Raw genomic sequence first — 21826 nt, forward strand, 5'->3', positions numbered from 1 at the left:
CGTCTGAGCGCCGATGATTAACGTAAAGCCAGCTCACCTGCTGCGAGACTGGCTCTATGAAACGCTCTACCACCGCTCTGTTATTTGGCCTGCTGTCATTAACCAGCCAGCTTGCCCACGCTGATATCATTGACGACGCCATTGGGAATATCCAGCAGGCGATCGGCGAAGCGTACAACCCCACCAGCAGCCGTCAGAATGACGACGATGACCGCTATGAAGAGAGTCGTCGTACGGACAGTCGCCAGTACGATGATCGTCGTCGACAGCTTGAGGATCGTCGCCGTCAGTTAGACGACAGGCAGCGCCAGCTCGATCAGGACCGGCGTCAGCTCGAGGACGATGAGCGCAGGCTGGAAGATGATTACGACCGGTGAGGAAATCCGTAAGATGCGTGCTGCCTGACGCCCGGCGTGCCGCTCAGTCCAGCACGATTCTCATCCCGTCATACCCCGCCTCAAACCCCTCTGGCAGCGGGTTATCCATCATCCAAACGTCGAACTGATGGCTGATGTGCGTCAAAATGACCTGCGGGCAGCCAATAACCTGATTGAGCGCGATGACGGTGTTTAAATCACAATGGTTGCGCGGCGTCTGCTCGCGTGGTTCGTGGCTGCAATCGATCACCATCACCTGCGGATGATTATTGAGTAAAAATTTCAGCGTTTTGTCCGGTAGCCCGGCAGTGTCCGACAGCCACGCCACGCGGCTGTGGGCGCTCTCCAGCAGATAGCCGAAGGTCAGCTTCGAGTGATTGAGCGGCAGCGGTGTCACGCGCAGCCCCTGAAGTTCAAACACCACAAAGGGCTGGACGGTATGGCTGAAATCGAGAAGACCGGGATGTTTGAACAGATCGTCGCAGCCCGCCTCGTCCGGCGGGCCGTACACCGGAATCGTCGCCCCCACGCCCCAGCGCAGCGGGAACAGCCCCTGGACATGATCCATATGATAGTGGGTCAGTAAAAATTGCTGAAAACTGCCCGCGGGCCAGTCGTCCATCAGGTGCGGAATGCCCGCGTCCATCAGCGTCACCGCGTCGTTGAAGGTCACGACCGCGCTGCACGGGCGACGGCGATACGCCTCCTGCAAACGCGCCCGGCGGCAGGCCGCGCAGTCGCAGCCGAAGACAGGTACCAGCTGTGCACCGCCGGTGCCGGTCAGTTGGATGGTTAGGGCCATGGTTTCCCCCTTTAACGACATTGCCAGGCGGCGCTGTGCTTAGGTTTTATAGCGCTTTGGTAAAACGAAAATGGCTCTGGGCATACCCTTCGCGAAGATAAAACCGGTGCGCATCCACTCGCTTTACGCTGGTCGACAGCTCGGTCATCTCGGCACCTGCATGTCGCGCCTGCGCTTCGGCCCAGGCCAGCAGTTGGCTGCCGACTTTCAGGCCACGGGCCTGCGGCAGCACCACTAGCTCCTGAATCTCACCGATCCAGTTGGCGTGATGCAGATGAAACTGCAAATGCAGGCCAATCATCCCGACAACGTGCCCGTCCAGCTCCGCAAGATGGTAGTGCATGTTGCGATCCTGAAGATTCGCGAGATACCCGGCGTGAAAGGCTTTCTGGTCGAATTCCGCCTGTTTTAACTCACAGATCAGACCGTAAACGGCCTGCGCATCGTCCGCAGTGGCGGGGCGCAGCTGGCAGTCAGGCATGTTGTTTCTCCTTCTGACGGATAAGCGATAACAAATTCTCGACTGACTGTAGCAAACTTCCGTCGTTATTGAGCAGATGGCAGTCCGACGGCGTGTAGCGCGCTGCACGCGCCAGGCGCAGGTCGATCTCCCGCGCGCTTTCGCGCCCGCGCTGCTGCAAACGCTGGCGCAGCACTTCCGGTGAAACCTGCAAACAGACCGGCAGCAGCGCCTGGGCGTAGCGCGCGCGGGCCTGTTGCAGATGGGCGCGCGAGCCGTTCACTAGCACGTCGAAACCGGCGTGCAGCCACAGGTCGATCTCAATGCCCACACCGTAGTACAAGCCGTTCGCGTGCCAGCTCAGTGCCAGTAAGTTCTGCCCGGCGCGGGTAAAAAACTCCTGCTCGCTCAGGGCGATATGATTCTCGCTGCCCGCGTTCGCCGCGCGCGTGATGTAGCGATGCGCCACCAGCAATTGCGTGTGCTCCTGCTGGCGCAGCGCCGACAGCAGGCTGTCTTTTCCGGAGCCGGACGGCCCCATAAGCCAGATCAGTTTTCCCATCAGAACACCCGTTTTCCCTGACGCCAGACGTGGTCGATATGGATGTGCTCGCCCTTGCGATGCGCCAGCACCAGATCCGCCCGTTTGCCTTCGCCAATCACCCCGCGATCGCTCAGGTTCAGCGCGTCAGCCGGGTTTTTAGTCACCAGACGAATGGCCTGCGGCAGGGTGAAAGGGTTGCCCGTGTCATCGGCGACGCGAAAGGCCGCATCCAGCAGGCTCGCCGGATAGTAATCAGAGGAGAGAATATCCAGCAGGCCGAGCGCTGCCAGCTGGCTGGCCGCCACGTTACCGGAGTGGGAGCCGCCGCGCACGATGTTCGGCGCGCCCATCAGAACGTTCATTCCGTGCTGGCGGGAGGCTTCAGCCGCTTCAAACGTGGTAGGAAATTCGGCGATCACGCTGCCAAGCTGATGGGATTCTCGCACATGCTCGTGCGTGGCGTCGTCATGGCTTGCCAGCGCAATGTTACGCTCCCGGCACATCGCCGCAATCGACAGGCGGTTTGGCTGCGACCACTGGGCCGCCAGCGCCAGCTGCTCCTCTTCGTAGCGTGCCATTTCCTCGTCATTCAGGGCGTATTTGCCCTGATAATATTCACGGTACTTCTCGATATTAGCGAACTGACGCTGGCCCGGTGAGTGGTCCATCAGCGACACCAGAGAGACCGGCTCGCGACCAACCAGCTTTTCAAACAGCGGCAGGGTGGTGTGGTGCGGCAGTTCGCAGCGCAGATGCAGGCGATGCTCGGCGCGGTTCAGGCCGCGCTTTTGCGTCTCTTCCACCGCGTTGATCATCTTTTCGAGATTCTCCAGACGGTCGCCGCCGTCGCGCACATCCCCAATCGCCACGGCATCGAGTACCGTGGTGATGCCGCTGGCGACCATCAGCGCGTCGTGGCTGCTCATCGCCGAGTGGGCCGGCCAGTCCACCTTTGGGCGCGGGGTGAAGAATTTATCCAGATTATCCGTATGCAGTTCGATAAGCCCCGGCAGCAGCCAGCCGCCGTCGCCATCCATCGCCTCCGGCAAGCGGCTCTGGGTTTCGGCGTATGTGCGAATCACGCCGTCCTGAATGTCGATCGATCCCGCGATCACGTCGTTTTCCAGTACCAGTTTGACGTTATTGATGATCATGCTGCGGCTCCCATCGGATGAAGACGATCCGCCACGCGATCGCGGACTGCGGCGTCGTGGAAGATCCCCACGATCGCCGCTCCGCGCGCTTTGGCCTGTTCGATCAGCTCGACGACGGCGGCGCTGTTTTTGGCATCCAGCGAGGCGGTCGGTTCATCGAGCAGTAAAATCGGGTAATCGACGATAAAGCCGCGGGCGATATTCACGCGCTGCTGCTCGCCGCCAGAGAACGTCGACGGTGCCAAGTGCCACAGGTGTTCCGGGACGTTGAGGCGCGTCAGCAGCCGGGCAGCTTTCGCCGCGCATTCGTCGCGGGAGACGCCCAGATCCAGCAGGGGCTGCATGACCACGTCCAGCGCGGAGATCCTCGGGATCACCCGCAGAAACTGGCTCACCCAGCCGATCGTCGCCCGGCGGACTTCCAGCACTTTGCGCGCCGGGGCCTGCACCAGATCCACCCACTCGTCGCCATGACAGATATGAATGTGGCCCTGGTCGGGCAGATAGTTGGCGTAAAGGGAGCGCAGCAGCGTTGATTTTCCGCTGCCCGAATGGCCATGCAGCACCACGCATTCCCCCTTTTTGACCTCAAGAGAGGCATTTTGCAGCACCGGCAGTCGCACGCCGTTTTGCTGGTGGAGCACAAACGTCTTACTCACATTTTCTACGCGGATCATGTTGGCCTCTTAGTTCTGCAATACCGATGAAACCAGCAACTGAGTGTACGGGTGGTGCGGATCGTCGAGCACGCGGTCGGTTAATCCACTTTCCACCACCTGACCCTCCTTCATCACCATCAGACGGTCTGCCAGCAGGCGGGCCACGCCCAGATCGTGGGTAACAATCACCACCGCCAGATCCAGCTCTACCACCAGGCCGCGCAGCAGGTCGAGCAAACGCGCCTGCACGGAGACATCCAGCCCGCCCGTCGGCTCATCCATGAACACCAGCTTCGGATGGGTGACGAGGTTGCGGGCGATTTGCAGGCGCTGCTGCATTCCGCCGGAAAAGGTGGTTGGCAGGTCGTCGATACGCGACGCCGGGATTTCGACATCGGTCAGCCACTGCTGGGCGGTCGCGCGGATATTGCCATAGTGGCGCGCGCCCGTTGCCATCAGCCGTTCGCCGATGTTTCCGCCCGCCGAGACCTGGCGGCGCAGGCCGTCCATGGGATGCTGATGCACCACGCCCCACTCGGTGCGCAGCAGGCGACGGCGCTCGGCTTCGCTCATGTCGTACAGGGACTGATCCTGATAACGGATCTCGCCGGTTTGCGGCGTCAGGCGTGCGGAGATGGATTTGAGCAGGGTGGTTTTGCCGGAGCCGGACTCGCCGACAATCCCCAGCACTTCCCCAGGCCACAGCTCAAATGACACGTCGCTAAAGCCTTTGCCGGGCGCATACAAATGGGTCAGGTTGTTCACCGAAAGCAGCGGTTTCATTGGCCGTTCGCCTCACTCTGTTGGCGGCAGAAATCGGTGTCGGAGCAGACAAACATGCGTTTGCCCGTGTCGTCGAGCACCACTTCGTCGAGATAGCTGTGTTTTGAACCGCAGATGGCACACGGCTCGTCCCACTCCTGTACCCGGAACGGGTGATCGTCGAAATCGAGACTTTCGACGCTGGTGTAGGGCGGCACGGCATAAATGCGTTTTTCGCGTCCGGCGCCGAACAGTTGCAGTGCGGGCATCATGTCCATTTTCGGGTTATCGAATTTCGGGATTGGCGACGGGTCCATCACGTAGCGCCCGTTCACCTTCACCGGGTAGGCGTAGGTGGTGGCGATATGACCGAAGCGGGCGATATCTTCGTACAGTTTCACCTGCATCACCCCGTACTCTTCGAGGGCGTGCATGGTGCGGGTTTCCGTTTCGCGCGGCTCGATAAAGCGCAGCGGCTCAGGGATGGGCACCTGGAAAATCAGAATCTGATCTTCCGTCAGCGGCGTTTCAGGGATGCGGTGGCGGGTCTGAATCAGGGTGGCATCTTCCGTGCGCTCGGTGGTGTTCACGCCGGTGACGCGCTTGAAGAAGTTGCGAATCGACACGGCATTGGTGGTGTCATCCGCCCCCTGGTCGATGACTTTCAGCACGTCCGCTTCGCCAATCACGCTGGCGGTCAGCTGGATGCCGCCAGTGCCCCAGCCGTAGGGCATCGGCATTTCGCGGCCGCCAAACGGGACCTGATAGCCGGGGATGGCCACGGCTTTTAAAATCGCGCGGCGGATCATGCGCTTGGTTTGTTCGTCCAGATAGGCAAAGTTATAGCCGCTGAGGTTAGCCATGATTGCGCTCCCGTTGCAGACGTTTAAGCAGTTCCAGTTCCGCCTGGAAATCGACGTAATGCGGCAGTTTGAGGTGCGAGACGAAGCCCGCTGCTTCAACGTTATCCGCATGGGCCAGCACGAACTCTTCATCCTGCGCCGGGCCGGAAATCGTCTCGTCATAGTCCGGGGCCTGGAGCGCGCGATCGACCAGCGCCATCGCCATCGCCTTGCGCTCGCTCATGCCGAACACTAAGCCGTAGCCGCGCGTAAAGTGCGGCGCGTCGTTTTCGGGGGCGACGAAGCCGTTCACCATTTCACACTCCGTCATCAGCAGTTCGCCGACGTTGACCGCAAATCCCAGCTCTTCGGGCACGATATCGATCTCAACGAACCCGCTGCGGATTTCGGCAGCAAACGGGTGGTTGCGCCCGTAACCGCGCTGGGTGGAGTAGGCCAGTGCTAACAGATAGCCTTCGTCACCGCGCATTAGCTGTTGCAGGCGCGAGGCGCGCGAGCACGGATAGACCGGCGGTGTACGGGTGACGTCGTCCGGCACGCGGCCCGTGTCCTCTTCGGCTTTCGCCAGCCCCTGGTTCGCCAGCAGGCTAAAGACGTGGGGAGCGGATTCTTGCTCCGCGTCTGAGGTGTTCAGCCTCGGGGCTTCGCCGTTCGCCAGCAGGGTGAAATCGAGCAGGCGGTGGGTGTAGTCGTAGGTGGGGCCGAGCAGCTGGCCGCCGGGAATGTCTTTGTAGACGGCGGAAATGCGGCGCTCCAGTCGCATCTTCGCGCTGTCCAGCGGCTCGCTGACCGCCAGTTTGGCCAGCGTGGTGCGGTAGGCGCGCAGCAGGAAGATGGCTTCGACGTTATCGCCGCTGGCCTGTTTCAGCGCCAGGGCCGCCAGCTCGCGGTCGGCAATTCCGCCTTCGGTCATCACCCGGTCAACGGCCAGATTTAGCTGCTGTTCGATTTGCGCGACGCTCAGCTCGTTAAGCGTTTCATCGCCGCGTCTTCTGTGCTCTTGCAGCGCATGGGCGGCGGCTATCGCCTTCTCGCCCCCTTTAACGGCAACGTACATCAGCACACCTCGACATGTGTGGTCCGTGGGATTGCCAGCAGGCGTTCGCCGCAGGTGAGGATCAGGTCGATCCCCAGTGGGAACGGATGCGGACGTTCAGTGAGTTCGTGAATGATGCATTCGGGCAGCTGTGGCGCGACCATGCGCTCGTCGGCGATCCCGGCTCCGGTCAGGCGCAACATGCGCCCACCGCTGAGGCTTGCGACCTGCAGAATCAGCGTGGCGCTGGTCTCCGGGGCGACGGCGCTGCCGGACGAGAGCGCGTTCAGCTGCTCGTGGCTGATCAGCTCGTCGGCCACGGCAAACACCGCCTGCTGCGGCTGATCCACCCGTGGGGCGCTGGTGTGAAAGCGCAGGTTCTGGCTGGCAATGTCGTTGGCCATGCTGGCCGACAGCCAGACCGGCGTGTCGTTATCCGCCAATGTCAGCAGTACGCTGGTGGTGGCGAGATTCAGCGGCTGCCAGCCGTGGGTGAGCTGATGCAGCGAGACAATTACGCCCGGCTCGCTCATGGCTTTCAGGAGGCGACGAAAACTGTGCTGGGCATCCTGCACGGCGTGGGTAAAAGCGGGTTGAAGCGTCATGCGTTATCTCCGCGAACGAGCGTAAAGAAGTCGACCCGGCTGGTGTTGATTTCGGCATGACGGGCGGCGATGCGCGCGGCACGGTCGGCTTCCAGCGGGGCAATTAAGGTTTCCATTAACGACTGAAAATGGGTGGGTTCCTGCAGCAGCGCGTCGACCACGGCGCACTGCTCGGCGTGCTGTTTATCGCGCCCCAGCAGGTAGCTGTAGCCCGTGGTGCCGCTCTTAAGGCGAATCACCGCACGGGTCAGGGTGGCGTCTCCGGCAAAAAAACGGTCGCCGGTGCCGCCCATCCGCGCCTGTATCTGCACCAGGCCGATCTCAGGGGCGCGCAGGGTGTTGTATTCCGGAGTGAGGTTCAGCAGGCGCAGACGCTCGCGCAGGGCGGCGGGCTGGCTGTGGGCCAGGGCGCTCATCCAGCGCTGGCGAGTGGGAATATCGAAGTGCATTCAGTGCTCCATGGTGAATTCAATCATGTCGGCGCGGGTGAGGCTGACGGAGTATTCCGTCGCGTTGACCTCGCCGTCACGGTGGTTGAGGGTGCGCACGCAGAGCAGCGGTGCCATGTTCGGAATCTCCAGCACCTTGCTCTCTTTGGCCTGCGCGCGACGGGCGCTGATCCGCGTCTGGGTGCGCCTGAGGGCGATGCCGGTGGCGTCGAAGAGAAAGTCATGCAGCGAGCCGCTGGAAAAAAGTTGCAGCGTCGGCCAGAGAGTAAGGTCGGCGAAGTAGTGGTCGATCTGGCAGACCGCCACGCCGTTGACGCGTCTTAAGGTGCGCAGATGCACGACGCTGTCGCCCTCCTGAATCCCCAGCGCATCAGCGATGTGGCTGGAGGCCGGGCGCAGCACCGAGAGCAGTTTTTCGCTGGTCGGGTGGCTGCCCTGATCGAGCAGGTTCTGGCTGAAACGCGCCTGGGAGTTCAGCGGATAGTCGAAGGGGCGCATCAGCACCAGTACGCCAATCCCCTGGCGGCGCTGGACCCAGCCGCGTTCCACCAGCTGGTCAATGGCGCGGCGCAGGGTGTGGCGGTTGACTTCGTAGCGGTCGGCGAGTTGTTGCTCGGCGGGCAAATAGTCGCCGCAGCGGTAGAGGGTGCGCAGCTCGATTTCGAGCCTGGCGGCGATCTCTTGCCAGCGTGTGGGGTAACTGGTCGGATGTCTGGATAAGTGCATAGAAATCAAAGCCTCGCTTCTCAGATGAAGTGCTTACGCAAACGTTGAGAGAGGAAATCCAGCAGGCTGACGGTGATGATGATGAGGACCATCAGGGCGCAGGTTTGCTGGAACTGGAAGCCGCGAATCGCTTCCCACAGGGTGACGCCAATCCCGCCCGCGCCGACCATGCCGACCACCGTCGCCGAGCGAACGTTGGATTCGAAACGGTAGAGGGAGTAGGAGATCAGCAGTGGCATGACCTGCGGCAGGACGCCGTAGAGAATTTCTTCGATTTTGTTGGCCCCCGTGGCGCGGATGCCTTCCACCGGGCCGGGTTCGATGGCTTCAACCGCCTCAGACAGCAGTTTGGAGAGCACGCCGGTGGTGTGGATGAACAGCGCCATGACGCCAGCAAATGGGCCGAGACCGACGGCGACCACAAAGAGCATCGCGAAAACCATTTCGTTGATGGCGCGACAGGCGTCCATCAGGCGGCGCATCGGCTGGTAAATCCACCAGGGGACGATGTTTTCGGCGCTCATCAGGCCAAACGGAATAGAGAGGATGACCGCCAGTGCGGTGCCCCAGACGGCGATTTGCATGGTGACGGCCATTTCGCCGAGATAGTCCTGCCACTGGCTGAAGTCTGGAGGGAAGAAGTCTGCCGCGAAGGTCGCCATGTTGCCGGAGTCTTTGACCAGCATCAGCGGGTCCATTTCCGCACCTTTCCAGGAGATGACGAGCACCGCCAGCAGAATGGCCCAGCTTATCAACGAGAACCAGCTGCGTTTCGGGGGTGGGACGGTGATGGTTTGCATGAGTTCTCCTAATGTTCTCTCCCTCTTCGTGTGGAAGAGGGAGAGGGACGGTTACTGCACCGCTTTATTCACTGACGTCATCGCGCTTAGCGCGGCGGTCAGGCGGTCCAGATCTTCCAGCTGCGCCTGAATCACAGAGACTTTGCTGGTCTTCTCTTCGGCGTTCAGCCCTTTGTTGTCCTTGACGCCCTGCATCTCTTTAAACAGGGCCAACTGACGGATAGGCACCAGCTGCAGATCGCTTGAGGCGCGGAACGGCGCCCAGCCCAGACGTTCGAGAACCGTTTTCTCTTCCGCCGTTTTGCCGTAATTCATAAAGAAGTCGTAGATCTTGTCTTTGGTGCCCTCAGAGAGGTTTTTGCGCCAGACAATCGGGTCGCCCGGAATGAGAGGCGATTTCCAGATCACCTTCAGCTGTTTCAGTTTTTCCGGCGCGGAGGTTTTCAGTTTGTCGAGGTTTTCGGTGTTGTTGGTGGCGACGTCGACCTGTTTGTTAGCAACGGCCAGCGCGTTGGTTTCGTGTCCGGCGTTAACCGTGCGTTTGAACTCGCTGGTGGAGACGTTGTTTTTGGCGAAGACGTAATAGCCCGGGACCAGGAAGCCGGAGGTGGAGTTTGGATCGCCGTTGCCGAAGGTGAGATCTTTGCGTTTGGCGAGCATATCGTTGAGGTTGTTGATCGGACTGTCTTTGTTGACGATCAGCACGCTCCAGTAGCCCGGGGAGCCGTCTGCGGCGACGGTCTGGGCGAAGACCTGACCGTTGGCGCGGTCCACCGCTTCCATGGCGGAGAGGTTGCCGTACCAGGCGATATCGACTTTGTTAAAGCGCATCCCCTGGATGATGCCCGCGTAATCCGGGGCGAAGAAGGCGTTCACTTTGATGCCCAGTTTGGTTTCCATATCTTTCAGGAAGGGTTCCCACTGGGGTTTCAGGTTTTGCTGTGATTCTGTCGAAATAATGCCGAAGTTCAGGGCTTTTTCCTGTTCCTGCTCCTGCGCATAGGCCGGGCTTAACAGGGTGCTGATGCTGAACATGCTGGTGAAGGCCAGCGCGGCAACGGCTTTATAGCTCATCTATCATCCTCTTTTGGCATTGTTCCAGGCCAGTTCATTTGCCAGCCTGAACGCTTCGTGAAATTACGCAGCCTGCGCGTTCTCTTCGACGCGGTTAATGCTGCGGTACAGGTGGTCAAAACGTTCGTTATCAAAGTGTTGGCTTGCGCCGTCGTAGAACACATGGCCCTGACGCAGGGCGACGATGCGCTCGCAGTAACGCAGGGCGTAATCCACCTGATGCAGCGTGACCACGACGGTGATGCCGTCGTTCTGGTTAATGTCGCGCAGGGTTTCCATCACGATGCGGGCCGATTCCGGGTCCAGCGAGGCGATGGGTTCATCGGCGAGGATCACTTTGGCTTTTTGCATTAGCGCTCTGGCGATGGCCACGCGCTGCTGCTGGCCGCCGGAAAGGGTGGAGACGCGCTGGTGGGCGAAATGGGCCATCCCGACGCGAGTCAAGGCCTGGAGTGCCTGCTGTTTTTGTGCCGGAGAGAACCAGCGCAGGCAAGTGCGCCAGAAGGGGGTACTGCCGAGGGCGCCGATCAGGACGTTCTCCAGCACCGTCAGGCGATTTACCAGGTTAAATTGCTGGAAGATGCAGCCCGTTTGCGTGCGGCTTTTACGAATATCGCCCGCCAGACTGCCCGCGCGCTGCACGGTCTTCCCCAGCAGCTCGACGTGACTTTCCGGCGTTTTATCGCCGGTGATGAGGCCGCTGAGATGGCGCAGAAGGGTGGATTTTCCGGAGCCGGAAGGCCCGAGCAGCGCTGCCATGTCGCCCTGCTGGACAGTCAGATCAACGGCATGCAGAGCCTTGTTGTGATGAAAGGTCTTGCTCAGTTTCTCGACGCGGATGACAGTTTGCATGTTCAGGCCTCACGATAAATGTGGCCTCATGCTGGCGGATTAATGTGACATTTAGGTTAAGTATTGGTTGCGGGAATTTGAAGAGTTGAAGTGAATGGGGTGACAGGCGGAGGGGGCGCCTCCGCCAGACGATCACTGCTGTTTAACGACGTTGATCATCCATGGCACGCCATATTTATCGGTCACTTTGCCGAAACCGTGTGCCCAGAAGGTCTCCTGCCAGGCCATTTCAACGTTACCGCCCGAGGCGAGCTTGTCGAACCAGCCTTTGCCTTCGGCGACGTCCTGGGTGTCGAGCACCAGCGTGAAACCCGCGTACTGGGCGTTACCGCCGGGCACGCCGTCGCTCATCATGATTTCGCTGCCAGCGATACGAACGTTGGAGTGGGCAATCGCGGTGTCCGGGAATGTCATGCCAGACGGGCAGCCTTCTTCGCTGTTTTCGTCTTTGGGCATTTCGCCGTAGGTGATTTTATAGGTGAGTTCTGCGCCGACGGCTTGCTGGTAGAAGGCGATGGCTTCTGCACAGTTTCCGGCGAATGAGATGTAGGGACTTAACGACATAATCATTACCTCAGGTAAGAGAAGCTCGTTAAGTGTAGTACGAATTTTGTACAATATTCTGTCGGCCCGGTCAGCGCAACGCCGCCGGGCACCTGGCCGGATGCGTTGCGCTTATCCGGCCTACAAAACAATAAAAGCTTATATATCAGTTCTTTTTAACGAACTCAGATTTGAGCTTCATCGGGCCAAAGCCGTCAATTTTGCAGTCAATATTATGATCGCCTTCAACCAGACGAATATTCTTCACTTTGGTGCCGATTTTCAGCATCGAAGAGGCGCCTTTGACTTTCAGGTCTTTTACCACGGTGACGCTATCGCCATCGGCCAGCAGATTACCGTTGGCATCTTTTACAATCAGCGTATCGCTGTCTTGCGCTGGCTCTGCATCATTCCATTCATGGGCGCATTCAGGACAAATGAACATCCCGTTATCTTCGTAGGTGTATTCGGAATTACATTTTGGGCAGTGTGGAAGTGACATATTGAGTTCCTCAAAAGTGCTAACGGGGCTGGAAAGCGCCAGCCAAAAGATGGCAGTTTGCCGAAAAAGGCGTCAAGTATAGCGTAAGTCCACACCGTTGTCGGTGATATTATTTTTTTTGCGAAGAGTGAAATCACCGTGTCTGGAGTGACACTTTCTGTCAGTCACTTAAGCGATGCTAACAGCGTACTTAAGATTTAAACGGCGCGACGAAATATATCGAATATTTTATTGCGTAAATTGCCAGGTACTGTCATTTCGGATAAGGTGAGGTGAGCAGTTGTTATTTATCAACGGCACCCGCGATTGCCATTCCTCCTTAGGCGTGCGGGAATTACCTCTCATTTTGGGTGGGTAAATTACTTTGATATATCCTATAGCTTCATAAGAAATGGTCTACGCTCATTATCTTTCGGCTTTCTTTGTCGAGAGGAGCGTACGAGCGCTCTACGCTTCAGGCCGAATATATTCCGGTTTGTCATCAGGCGCTTATATTCATTGAACATATTTTCCACGCGTAATCTAAAAAGCCGAAATTTCATTATTAAAACTATCCGGCTAAATAAAAGTAATAAATTTGCGTTAAGGAAAGGCTTTTATCATGCATACACAAACAATTTTTGAATTAAGCCAGGAAGCGGAAAGGCTTCTGCAACTTGCTTTGCAGAATCTTGACGCCCTGAAATCAATGCCGATTGCGGTGCTGGATAGCACCACCGCTGCGATGACCGGGGAGACGAATAATGTTCTGCCTCTGCATTTCAGCACCCGTGGCGTTGAAACGCAGCTTTCTATGCTTAATAACGAATTACGCAAAATTACCCGTCTTGAGATGGTGCTGGCGATTGTCGGGACCATGAAAGCCGGGAAATCGACCACTATAAATGCCATCGTCGGGACCGAGGTGCTGCCAAACCGCAATCGCCCGATGACCGCGCTGCCGACCCTGATCCGCCACACGCCGGGCCAGACCGAGCCGGTGCTGCATTTCGCCCATGTGTCGCCAATTGATACGCTGATCAAGCAGTTGCAGGAGAAACTCTGCAATCACGATCGGGGAAAACTGACTCAGCGCCTTGAGATCGATAAAGACATGAACGCGCTGCTCGGGCGTATTGAGCAGGGCGAAGCGTTTGAAAAACATTATCTGGGCGCGCAGCCGATTTTCCAGTGTCTGAAAAACCTCAACGATCTGGTGCGTCTGTCGAAAGCGCTCGGCGTCGATTTTCCGTTCTCGGAATATGCGGCGATTGAACATATTCCGGTTATCGAGGTGGAATTTGTCCATCTGGCCGGGCTGGATTCCCATCTGGGCCAGCTGACGCTGCTCGACACCCCAGGGCCGAACGAAGCCGGACAGCCGCATCTGCAGAAAATGCTCAGTGAACAGCTGGCGCGCTCGTCGGCGGTGCTGGCGGTGATGGACTACACCCAGCTGAAATCGATCTCCGATGAAGAGGTGCGACAGGCTATTTCGGCGGTCGGAAAATCGGTGCCGCTGTATGCGCTGGTGAATAAGTTTGATCAGAAAGATCGCAACAGCGATGACGAAGAGCAGGTGCGGGCGATGATCTCCGGCACGCTGATGAAAGGCAATATTTCGCCGGGGCAGATTTATCCTGTGTCGTCGATGTGGGCCTATCTCGCCAACCGCGCGCGCTATGAAATTGCCAGCCATGGCCGCTTGCCAAACCCTCAGGAGCAGCGCTGGGTGCAGGATTTTGCCGAAGCGGCGCTCGGACGTCGCTGGCGGACGGCGGATCTGGATGATGTTGAGCATATTCGCCATGCGGCCGATCTGCTGTGGGAAGATTCGTTATTCGAACAGCCGATCCGTAAACTGATTTACGCCGCTTACGCCAACGCGTCGCTCTATGCCCTGCGATCGGCTTCCCATAAGCTGCTAAATTACGCACAAAATGCCCGCGAATACCTGGATTTTCGCTACCAGGGGCTGACGGTAGCCTTCGAGGAGCTGCAGGTAAATATCTCGCGGCTGGAAGAGGATATGGCGCTGTTGCAGATGCGCCAGGAGGTCGTCAGCGACGAAGTGGGGCATGAAGTGGAGCAGGCGCTGGATGCGGCGAACGCGTTTATTTCGCAGCAGAAAAGCCAGATTCAGCAGGCCATCGGCCACATCTTTAACAGAGATAATATTCTCGATTTAGCGGGCATCCAGCCCATGAGCCTGAGAAACAGCTCCCAGGAAGAGATGGGGCAGCTGGTGCTGGATGATGAAGGGCAGGCGCAGATTGTGTTGAGCAAAATCCGCTCCTCCTGCGAGCTGATCATGCTGGATGCGCAGGGAAAAATCAGCCGCGAACTGGCACTGCGCTTTGACCAGCTTGAGTCCACGCTGGCGCGTTCCCTTAACGAAGCGATGCGCCCCATTGAGAAACGCATTAAAGAAGAGCTGAGCCATGCCGGTTTCCGGGCGCGGATCAGCTTCCCGGCGTTCCAGGCGAGTCAGCTTAATTTCAACACGCGTGGGCTGTTTACTGACGCCATTGCGTCGGAAAATCGTCCGGCGGGTGATGTGTCGACGTCCGGCAGCGTGCGTGAGACGGTGTCGCGCTGGCTGAACAATCCGGGCTGGGGCTTTGAAGATTACGTGATGACTCGCACCCGATATGTTATTGACATCGCGCAGCTTCATGAGCGATTTAAACAGCATATTGATCAATTTTGTGAACAAATCTGTAAAGCTTTGGTGGCTCAGGTCGATGTCTCTGTTACGGCAGGAATGGCGACGTTTTTCGCAGAATTCTCGTTATGTCTGACCGGGTTACAGGAAAGCTTGCGTGATAGCCTCGCAGTGCGCCAGCAAAACGAGCACTCCACCCGAGCGCTCAGCCAGCTGTTGCAGCAAAGTATTACCACTGCGACGTGGATTCAGGAAGATACCCGACTGTTACGCGATGATATTCAAACCTTATTCGCGGCTGAGCAACTATGACAACACAACTACTGGACGGTCCCGGGCGGACGCTGGAGTGTATTCATCCGAAGTTTATGGTCGATCTGGTACAAGGGGTGGACGCGGTGCGTCTTCCCCCTCTCGCCCCTCAGCAGCAGCAATTTCGTGAGCGTTTAACTCAGGAGATCATGACCCAGACGAAGCTTCGGCCCTGGGCAATGACGGGAATGTTCAGCGAAAATGCTGCCCTGCGGCTGGGGCTTGCGGAAAAACTGGCGGGGATGTTCGATCCCGGCCATCTGGCGCTGACGCGCATGACGGAAAAACTCACCACGCTGCGCCAGCAGACCAGCCGCCAGGGGCAACAGTCTCCGGGCCTGATGCAGCAGTACGACGATCTCTCTGCCCATTTTTCCCAGCGTGCCGCCTATAAAGAGAAAGCGCTTTCTCAGCGTGGCCTGACGGTGCAGGCGGGCGAACATAGTGAGCAAATTTTTACCCACTGGCGGGCCGGGCAATACGATGGCTGGTCGCTGGCCGGGCGTTGTTACCTCGCGCTAGAAGAGCTTCGTTGGGGGGCGTTTGGCGATGCCTGTCGCCTGGCAAACGAAGACGTTGGCGCGATGCTGAAAGACAATTTACGCAGCCTGGCGGCAAATTATCTGGCGCAGGGCATTAACGCTTCTCCCGCCACTCGCCATTTCTATCACCAGTGGCTTGCCACACCGATTTCAACGGGCTTAATGGACCATAAGGATATGCTGGGCTGGCTGGGGGACTGGTGTCATCCTGACCGTCATCCGGTGAGCTGGTCTGTGACGCAGAGCTGGCAGACGGTGGCACTGGGAATGCCGAGACTCTGCTCAGCGAAAAGGCTGGCGGATGCGATGGTGAGTGAAGTGTTTGGCGAGGGATAACTAAAACCCTCTCCGAAGAGAGGGCGTAGAAATCTTAGTGATGTAAGGATTCAACCGGCTGCGGCTCTGACTCGGCCTGCGGGATATTGCCGTAGCGTTTGGCGTACAGCGCCGTAATAATCGGTACCAGAATCGCGGTCACAATCACTGCTGCTGCAACCAGCGCGGTTGCCGAGGCGGCCACCGGTTCGAAGGCCGGGTTAATCTGCGCGATAATCACCGGGTTCGCCACGGCTGCACCTGCAGCAGATGATGCAGCGACACCTGCGGTCCCATTCCCTCCTCCAATCACGCGGTCTGCGATAATCAGTGGAATACCGGTGATGATGATAACCGCGACGCCCAGGGCGATGCCCAGCAGACCGGTATCCATAATCACGCCCAGGTTGATGGTGTTACCCAGTGCGAAGCCGAAGAACGGAATCAACACCGGCGTGGCTTTGCTGAAGAAATCGCGCAGATCGGTGTCCAAGTTACCCAGTGCGAAACCGATCAGGAACGGCAGAATTGCGCCGACGAAGTGGTGCGGTTCAAACGAGGCCAGACCGGCGGAGCCCAGGATCAGCATGGTCATCAGCGGACCGGATTCCAGCGACATTAAAACGAAGGCGCCAGACTCTTCTTTAGTGCCGTACTGGTTCATCAGGCTGGCGTAGAGACCGCCGTTGGTCATATCCATTGCCGAAACAATCGCCAGAATGGACAATCCGGCGAAGAATCCGGTCTGAATTCCGTTCTCAGGAATAAACATGGCGCAGACCATTGCGACGACCCAGGCGACCGCAATTTTGGTAATGACCAGCGTACCTGATTTACGCAGAACGGTACCTGTAGCCCGTAAATTAATAGAGGCGCCAATACAAAAGAACCAGACCGCCAGAATGGGAACGGTGCCGGTGATCATCCCTTTTGTGAATCCGCCAAAATAAGCGCCGGTATTTGGCGCAAGGGTATTTAATATTGCGCCAAGGACCAGGGGAACCAGCATCATCCCGCCAGGGATGCGTTCAATTGTGGCTTTAATCTTCATGATAAATCCTCACATCTCATCTCGCGTTTCTGGCGGACAAGTCAGGTAATATTAATGATTACATTCAAATGATTACGAAAATTTAACTGTCTGAAGTTCCGTCTGGTAATGCACAAACCGCAGCCCGTTTACACGTGTTAAACGGTTGGTGAGTTGCAGCCATCGCGGCGTGTTCGGGCTTATCATGCGATCATTGGAATTACGATTCAATGAAAATAAAACAGTGTTTTAGTTATCTTGATCACATATTTGCGTAAACGAAGACATTGACCGCTTGTAATTAAAAAAGCTGTGAAATGGATGTAAATGAAAGTCAGTGTTTTATTTAATTGCGAGAGGAATAATAACCAGCGGAAGAATCGTCTGAATGCGATTAAAACGTAACGAAAGAGAGAGGGGTGCTTACGTTTTCTGACAACTTTTGACGCCATACGTAAGTTTTTGTGAAGTTGATCACTAATTTAAACGCTGGTAGGGTAAAGAGGTCACTAACTGCCCAGACAGGCGTCAACAGGTTCGGTTGTATCGACAGTAAATGTCAATGTAAGTAAACCTGCTACGCTTGAAGAAGAAGATTCGCATGAGGCGAATCTCACTTTACAGACCGCATGAGTTTCTGTGGTATGGACAGGGCTGAGTCTACGAGGATAGCAATGCTTAAAAGGAAAAAAGTAAAACCCATTACGCTCGGCGATGTCACCATTATTGATGACAGCAAGCTGCGCAAGGCCATCACTGCCGCATCGCTGGGTAACGCGATGGAGTGGTTTGACTTCGGTGTTTACGGCTTCGTTGCCTATGCACTCGGTAAGGTCTTCTTCCCCGGCGCCGATCCCAGCCTGCAGATGATTGCAGCGCTAGGTACCTTCTCTGTACCCTTCCTGATTCGCCCGCTCGGTGGGTTGTTCTTCGGGATGCTGGGCGATAAATATGGTCGCCAGAAAATTCTCGCCATCACAATCGTGATTATGTCGATAAGTACCTTCTGTATCGGCCTGATCCCGTCTTACGCCACCATTGGTATCTGGGCACCAATATTGTTGCTGCTGTGTAAAATGGCGCAGGGCTTCTCCGTCGGCGGTGAGTATACGGGCGCATCGATCTTCGTTGCCGAATACTCCCCGGACCGTAAACGCGGCTTTATGGGAAGCTGGCTGGACTTTGGCTCGATTGCCGGGTTTGTGCTGGGTGCGGGCGTGGTGGTATTGATTTCCACCGTCGTCGGGGAAGAGAACTTCCTCGAGTGGGGCTGGCGTATTCCGTTCTTCCTGGCGCTGCCGCTGGGTATCATCGGCCTCTATTTGCGTCATGCTTTAGAAGAGACCCCGGCGTTCCAGCAGCACGTTGAGAAACTGGAGCAGGGCGATCGCGAAGGCCTGCAGGATGGACCGAAAGTTTCGTTCCGCGAAATTGCGACCAAACACTGGCGTAGTCTGCTGACCTGTATCGGTCTGGTGATTTCGACCAACGTGACCTACTACATGTTGCTCACGTATATGCCGAGCTACCTGTCGCATAACCTGCACTATTCAGAAGATCACGGCGTGCTGATTATCATCGCCATCATGGTTGGTATGCTGTTTGTGCAGCCGATTATGGGTCTGATGAGTGACCGCTTCGGTCGCCGTCCGTTCATTATTCTGGGTAGCGTCGCGTTGTTCGCCCTGGCGATTCCGGCCTTTATCCTTATTAACAGTAATGTGCTGGGGCTGATTTTTGCCGGTCTGCTGATGCTGGCGGTGATCCTGAACTGCTTCATCGGGGTGATGGCGTCCACGCTCCCGGCGATGTTCCCAACGCACATTCGTTACAGTGCGCTGGCGGCAGCATTTAATATCTCGGTACTGATTGCGGGTCTGACGCCGACATTGGCGGCCTCGCTTGTCGAAAGCACCCAGGACCTGATGATGCCGGCTTATTATCTGATGGTTATCGCGGTTATCGGTTTAGCGACCGGTCTGACGATGAAAGAGACGGCTAACCGACCTCTGAAAGGGGCGACGCCAGCGGCATCGGATATTCAGGAAGCGAAAGATATCCTTCGTGAGCACTACGATAATGTTGAACAGAAAATTGATGACATTGACGTAGAGATTGAAGAGCTGCAGAAGAAACGTTCTCGTCTGGTGGATCAGCATCCACGGATTAACGAGTAACAAACGAAAAACCCGCCGCTGGCGGGTTTTTTATTAGCAGCCTGCGGCAATGTAGTCGCCGTTGGCGCTGATGGGAATGACCGTTAAGAACAGCACCGTCGCGAACAGAATTAGCACAATCCCGCCGGCAATTTTTGCCACCGGCACCAGCCAGCTCAGGTGTGATCCTCCGCCGAAGAGCGCCACCGTGCGTTCGCGCGCATAGCGCACCGCCAGCGACAGCCCCATGATCGACAGCGCCGTGCCGAGGGACATGGTCATCACCGCCGCAATTCCCCAGGTCACAATACCCAGCGCGTTCGAGAACATCAGAATCATAATCGCCCCACTGCATGGGCGCGCGCCGATGGCCAGGATTACCCCCAGACGTATTTTCCAGTTTTCCCCCTTCAGCGCGGCACCCACACCGTGGTGACCGCAGCCGCAACTTTCATCATGTTGATGAAGAGGTTTAAGGGCGTGAACCGTCAGCCTGCGAGGACGCAGGCTTTTCAGCGCCTGGTAAATGACAAACGCGCCGAACGCACCAATCATGACCGCGCTGATTTTTTCCACATACCAGCGGCTGGCGCTGAGATCGCCGGAGGCGAGATTAAACCCCACGGCCAGAATAAAGACGAAAAGAATGGCGCTTACACCCTGCATCAGGCTGCCGAGGAAGGGCACCACGCGTGCGGCGAGCTGGCTTTCTTTATTAGTCGAGAGATAGGTGGTGACGATAAATTTGCCGTGGCCTGGCCCAATGGCGTGAAGCACACCATAAAAGAACGCGCCCGTCAGCAGCCACAGCCCACCGGCGTACTGGTGATTATTGAGTTGCAGAAGGTACATCACCAGATAGCGGTGCAGGGTGATTTGCGTTGCGAGGCACCACTGAATAAAGGCGTTCCAGTGGGCGTGTAGCGTAAAGGCTGCCAGCAGAATGCCCAGCGCCATCAGCCCGGCAGTGGGGAGGCGCCAGTCACGTGCGAGACGTTGTGTGGTCATGGTATGGCCTGCGGGAGAGGATTTTTGGCAAGTATAGCGTTTATGATCGCGAGCGCGCTGAGGTTTACTCTTCCGTCATCCCTTCGCCGCTTTTACCTTTCACCCATTCGACCCGGCGGTGGAACATTTTTTTCAACGCCCGGCCCAGGGTATTAAACCAGCCTGTCGGGCGTGGATCGGCAAGCATGCTCAGGGCGCGGGCGTAGTCCAGTACAAGCCCTGGCGTCCAGGCCATGGTCTCGGCGCGTTTACGCAGCTGGAGTGCGACCCAAAGTTCCGGCGTGGACATCAGCTTTCCAATCGCCAGCCAGAACCCGCGCGTTTGCCAGAGTCTTCCGACGGATCCCTCCAGCGCGGCTTCCAGCGCTCGCGCCACGCTGCTGGAGCAGTTACGGTGGGTCAAATTGTAGGATGCATTCTGACGGTAGTTTTCCCAGAAGGCGCTCAGGCGGGTTTCACTGTAATTGCGGATGCGTACTTTTCGCGTGGAGGGACACCATTGCGCTGACTCTGTTGCATAGTCGGGCTGGAACAGCCCTTGCACATTATTCTCCGGCGTCGCCCGCAACAGTCGGGCGAAGGCATCCGGTGAACGGTCGATGAGTTCCGCAGGATACAGGCTGATATAGATCCCGCCAGGAGATTCCAGCGCAGCGTGGCCGGTGGAGATAATGCCGTTTTGATCCACGGCGGCGATATAGCGGTTGATGACCGGGCGAGGGATGGTTTCACCCGGCGCAGAACCCACGGGAGTCCAGACGTGAACCGTCAGCGCTTTTTCGTCATCTTCCGGCGGACCATCCCACTCCACAGTGGCGGGCGGGAGCGTATCTGCTTCTTCCATATACTCTTCGCCTTTAAGACCCGGGTTGGCGGCGGCCACTTTGACGCGGTTGGCGAGGATAAACATGTTCCATCCCGCGAAGGCAAGGCCCAGACCCAGACAGTAAGGAACGGTGCCGGCATAATTTGACGGCCAGGGCTGATAGAAGAAGATGGCCAGCGCGATCTCGACGATCCCGCCTGCCAGGGCTGAGCGCCAGCGTTGATAGCGAACGACCAGGGCGGAGGCTATTTGTAGCGCACCATCAAGCAAGAACAGCGTGCCGAAGATGATCGCCAGTACAATATCGCCATCGTGGTTCCCCGCCAGGATCAGGACCGCGGCGAGTGTAAAGGTGGCACCTTTGACATAGCGTAAGATGCGCTGCCCGCCCATCCCGCTGTGCGCCACCATTAATGTAAGGGCACCTTCGAACAATAGCAGGCAGGCGAAAGGCTCAATCGGGAAGAACAGCGACCCGTCCATGGCGTCGATGAAGATGACGGTGCCGGCGATCAGTGTGATCCAGCCAAAGCGGCGAAGCCCGCGCCAGTGTGAACGCAGAAAATCGATACCCAGCAGGATCAGGATTAGTCGCATCATAGGAAAACGTCCGGAAATAGCCTTCCACATATATAGCTTATTGGGTCGTTTAGTGCGTGATGAGTGAGAAACGTGTCGGTAATACTGGCCGGGTTGTGGATAAGTCTGTGTGCAAAAGGGTATAAGGCGGGGTTTTGCTGTGGAATGCAGCAGTCAGTCATTTTTCTGTCATTTAGCGGTTGCGG

General features: G+C 57.4%; 23 protein-coding genes. 4 read left to right on the forward strand and 19 right to left on the reverse strand.

Annotated features, from left to right (window positions below; all coding sequences use genetic code 11):
* Positions 1-56: 56 nt before the first annotated feature.
* Positions 57-377 (forward strand): DDRRRQL repeat protein YjdP, encoded by a 321-nt coding sequence (gene yjdP, locus ABIE11_RS19790; protein ID WP_100777969.1) that lies wholly within the window; start codon positions 57-59, stop codon positions 375-377.
* Between the two features lie 43 nt (positions 378-420).
* Here yjdP and phnP read toward each other — a convergent pair whose 3' ends face one another.
* From phnP to ABIE11_RS19870, 16 genes are all read right to left on the reverse strand, one after another.
* Entirely contained in the window at positions 421-1179 is a 759-nt protein-coding gene (gene phnP / locus ABIE11_RS19795) for a phosphonate metabolism protein PhnP (RefSeq protein WP_429185189.1), read from the reverse strand.
* Between the two features lie 46 nt (positions 1180-1225).
* On the reverse strand, positions 1226-1660 hold the full coding sequence (phnO, locus tag ABIE11_RS19800) for an aminoalkylphosphonate N-acetyltransferase (RefSeq protein ID WP_107702424.1): 435 nt from the start codon (positions 1658-1660) through the stop codon (positions 1226-1228).
* The gene (gene phnN / locus ABIE11_RS19805; protein ID WP_100777966.1) at positions 1653-2204 is read right to left on the reverse strand and encodes a ribose 1,5-bisphosphokinase; all 552 of its coding nucleotides are present in this window, start codon (positions 2202-2204) and stop codon (positions 1653-1655) included. The genes phnO and phnN overlap by 8 nt, the downstream gene beginning before the upstream one ends.
* On the reverse strand, positions 2201-3337 hold the full coding sequence (gene phnM / locus ABIE11_RS19810) for an alpha-D-ribose 1-methylphosphonate 5-triphosphate diphosphatase (RefSeq protein WP_429185191.1): 1137 nt from the start codon (positions 3335-3337) through the stop codon (positions 2201-2203). Before phnM ends, phnN begins: the two co-directional genes overlap by 4 nt.
* Positions 3334-4014, reverse strand: coding sequence for a phosphonate C-P lyase system protein PhnL (gene phnL, locus ABIE11_RS19815; protein WP_107702422.1), 681 nt, complete (start codon positions 4012-4014; stop codon positions 3334-3336). Before phnL ends, phnM begins: the two co-directional genes overlap by 4 nt.
* Before the next feature lie 9 nt (positions 4015-4023).
* Positions 4024-4779, reverse strand: a complete 756-nt coding sequence (gene phnK / locus ABIE11_RS19820; RefSeq protein WP_194514336.1) for a phosphonate C-P lyase system protein PhnK — start codon at positions 4777-4779, stop codon at positions 4024-4026.
* Complete coding sequence (gene phnJ, locus ABIE11_RS19825; RefSeq protein ID WP_100777962.1) at positions 4776-5621, reverse strand: alpha-D-ribose 1-methylphosphonate 5-phosphate C-P-lyase PhnJ; 846 nt, start codon at positions 5619-5621, stop codon at positions 4776-4778. The genes phnK and phnJ overlap by 4 nt, the downstream gene beginning before the upstream one ends.
* Positions 5614-6678 (reverse strand): carbon-phosphorus lyase complex subunit PhnI, encoded by a 1065-nt coding sequence (locus ABIE11_RS19830; protein ID WP_429185192.1) that lies wholly within the window; start codon positions 6676-6678, stop codon positions 5614-5616. Before ABIE11_RS19830 ends, phnJ begins: the two co-directional genes overlap by 8 nt.
* Positions 6678-7262, reverse strand: coding sequence for a phosphonate C-P lyase system protein PhnH (gene phnH / locus ABIE11_RS19835; protein WP_100777960.1), 585 nt, complete (start codon positions 7260-7262; stop codon positions 6678-6680). The genes ABIE11_RS19830 and phnH overlap by 1 nt, the downstream gene beginning before the upstream one ends.
* A complete protein-coding gene (phnG, locus tag ABIE11_RS19840) occupies positions 7259-7711 on the reverse strand; it encodes a phosphonate C-P lyase system protein PhnG (protein WP_429185193.1) in 453 nt (150 codons plus the stop codon). The genes phnH and phnG overlap by 4 nt, the downstream gene beginning before the upstream one ends.
* Complete coding sequence (gene phnF, locus ABIE11_RS19845) at positions 7712-8437, reverse strand: phosphonate metabolism transcriptional regulator PhnF (RefSeq protein WP_429185194.1); 726 nt, start codon at positions 8435-8437, stop codon at positions 7712-7714. It lies immediately after the preceding gene.
* Between the two features lie 20 nt (positions 8438-8457).
* Positions 8458-9237 carry a phosphonate ABC transporter, permease protein PhnE gene (phnE, locus tag ABIE11_RS19850; RefSeq protein WP_100777957.1) on the reverse strand — a complete coding sequence of 260 codons (780 nt, stop codon included), beginning with the start codon at positions 9235-9237 and terminating at the stop codon, positions 8458-8460.
* Between the two features lie 51 nt (positions 9238-9288).
* Positions 9289-10311 (reverse strand): phosphonate ABC transporter substrate-binding protein, encoded by a 1023-nt coding sequence (phnD, locus tag ABIE11_RS19855; RefSeq protein WP_149045011.1) that lies wholly within the window; start codon positions 10309-10311, stop codon positions 9289-9291.
* Between the two features lie 63 nt (positions 10312-10374).
* Complete coding sequence (gene phnC, locus ABIE11_RS19860) at positions 10375-11163, reverse strand: phosphonate ABC transporter ATP-binding protein (RefSeq protein ID WP_429185196.1); 789 nt, start codon at positions 11161-11163, stop codon at positions 10375-10377.
* Positions 11164-11295: 132 nt separating this feature from the next.
* Positions 11296-11727: a VOC family metalloprotein YjdN gene (gene yjdN, locus ABIE11_RS19865; RefSeq protein ID WP_429185198.1), complete on the reverse strand. Its 432-nt coding sequence runs from the start codon at positions 11725-11727 to the stop codon at positions 11296-11298.
* A 145-nt stretch (positions 11728-11872) separates the two neighbouring features.
* Positions 11873-12208, reverse strand: a complete 336-nt coding sequence (locus tag ABIE11_RS19870; protein WP_100777954.1) for a zinc ribbon domain-containing protein YjdM — start codon at positions 12206-12208, stop codon at positions 11873-11875.
* A gap of 601 nt (positions 12209-12809) precedes the next feature.
* Here ABIE11_RS19870 and crfC point away from each other — a divergent pair.
* Positions 12810-15164, forward strand: coding sequence for a clamp-binding protein CrfC (gene crfC / locus ABIE11_RS19875; protein ID WP_429185199.1), 2355 nt, complete (start codon positions 12810-12812; stop codon positions 15162-15164).
* Entirely contained in the window at positions 15161-16042 is an 882-nt protein-coding gene (locus tag ABIE11_RS19880) for a diguanylate cyclase regulator RdcB family protein (RefSeq protein ID WP_102105749.1), read from the forward strand. Before crfC ends, ABIE11_RS19880 begins: the two co-directional genes overlap by 4 nt.
* A gap of 34 nt (positions 16043-16076) precedes the next feature.
* On the opposite strand, the gene kdgT is transcribed toward ABIE11_RS19880, so the two are convergent.
* Complete coding sequence (gene kdgT, locus ABIE11_RS19885) at positions 16077-17072, reverse strand: 2-keto-3-deoxygluconate transporter (protein ID WP_100777951.1); 996 nt, start codon at positions 17070-17072, stop codon at positions 16077-16079.
* Positions 17073-17725: 653 nt separating this feature from the next.
* Between kdgT and proP the strand changes: the two genes are divergently transcribed.
* Positions 17726-19228, forward strand: coding sequence for a glycine betaine/L-proline transporter ProP (gene proP / locus ABIE11_RS19890; RefSeq protein WP_100777950.1), 1503 nt, complete (start codon positions 17726-17728; stop codon positions 19226-19228).
* A gap of 33 nt (positions 19229-19261) precedes the next feature.
* Here proP and ABIE11_RS19895 read toward each other — a convergent pair whose 3' ends face one another.
* Positions 19262-20215 carry a nickel/cobalt transporter gene (locus ABIE11_RS19895; protein WP_429185201.1) on the reverse strand — a complete coding sequence of 318 codons (954 nt, stop codon included), beginning with the start codon at positions 20213-20215 and terminating at the stop codon, positions 19262-19264.
* 64 nt (positions 20216-20279) lie between these two features.
* Positions 20280-21641 (reverse strand): HdeD family acid-resistance protein, encoded by a 1362-nt coding sequence (locus ABIE11_RS19900; protein WP_429185202.1) that lies wholly within the window; start codon positions 21639-21641, stop codon positions 20280-20282.
* Positions 21642-21826: the final 185 nt, after the last annotated feature.

It is taken from the genome of Lelliottia sp. 489 (genome assembly GCF_050435885.1).
Classification (GTDB): Bacteria; Pseudomonadota; Gammaproteobacteria; order Enterobacterales; family Enterobacteriaceae; genus Enterobacter; species Enterobacter nimipressuralis.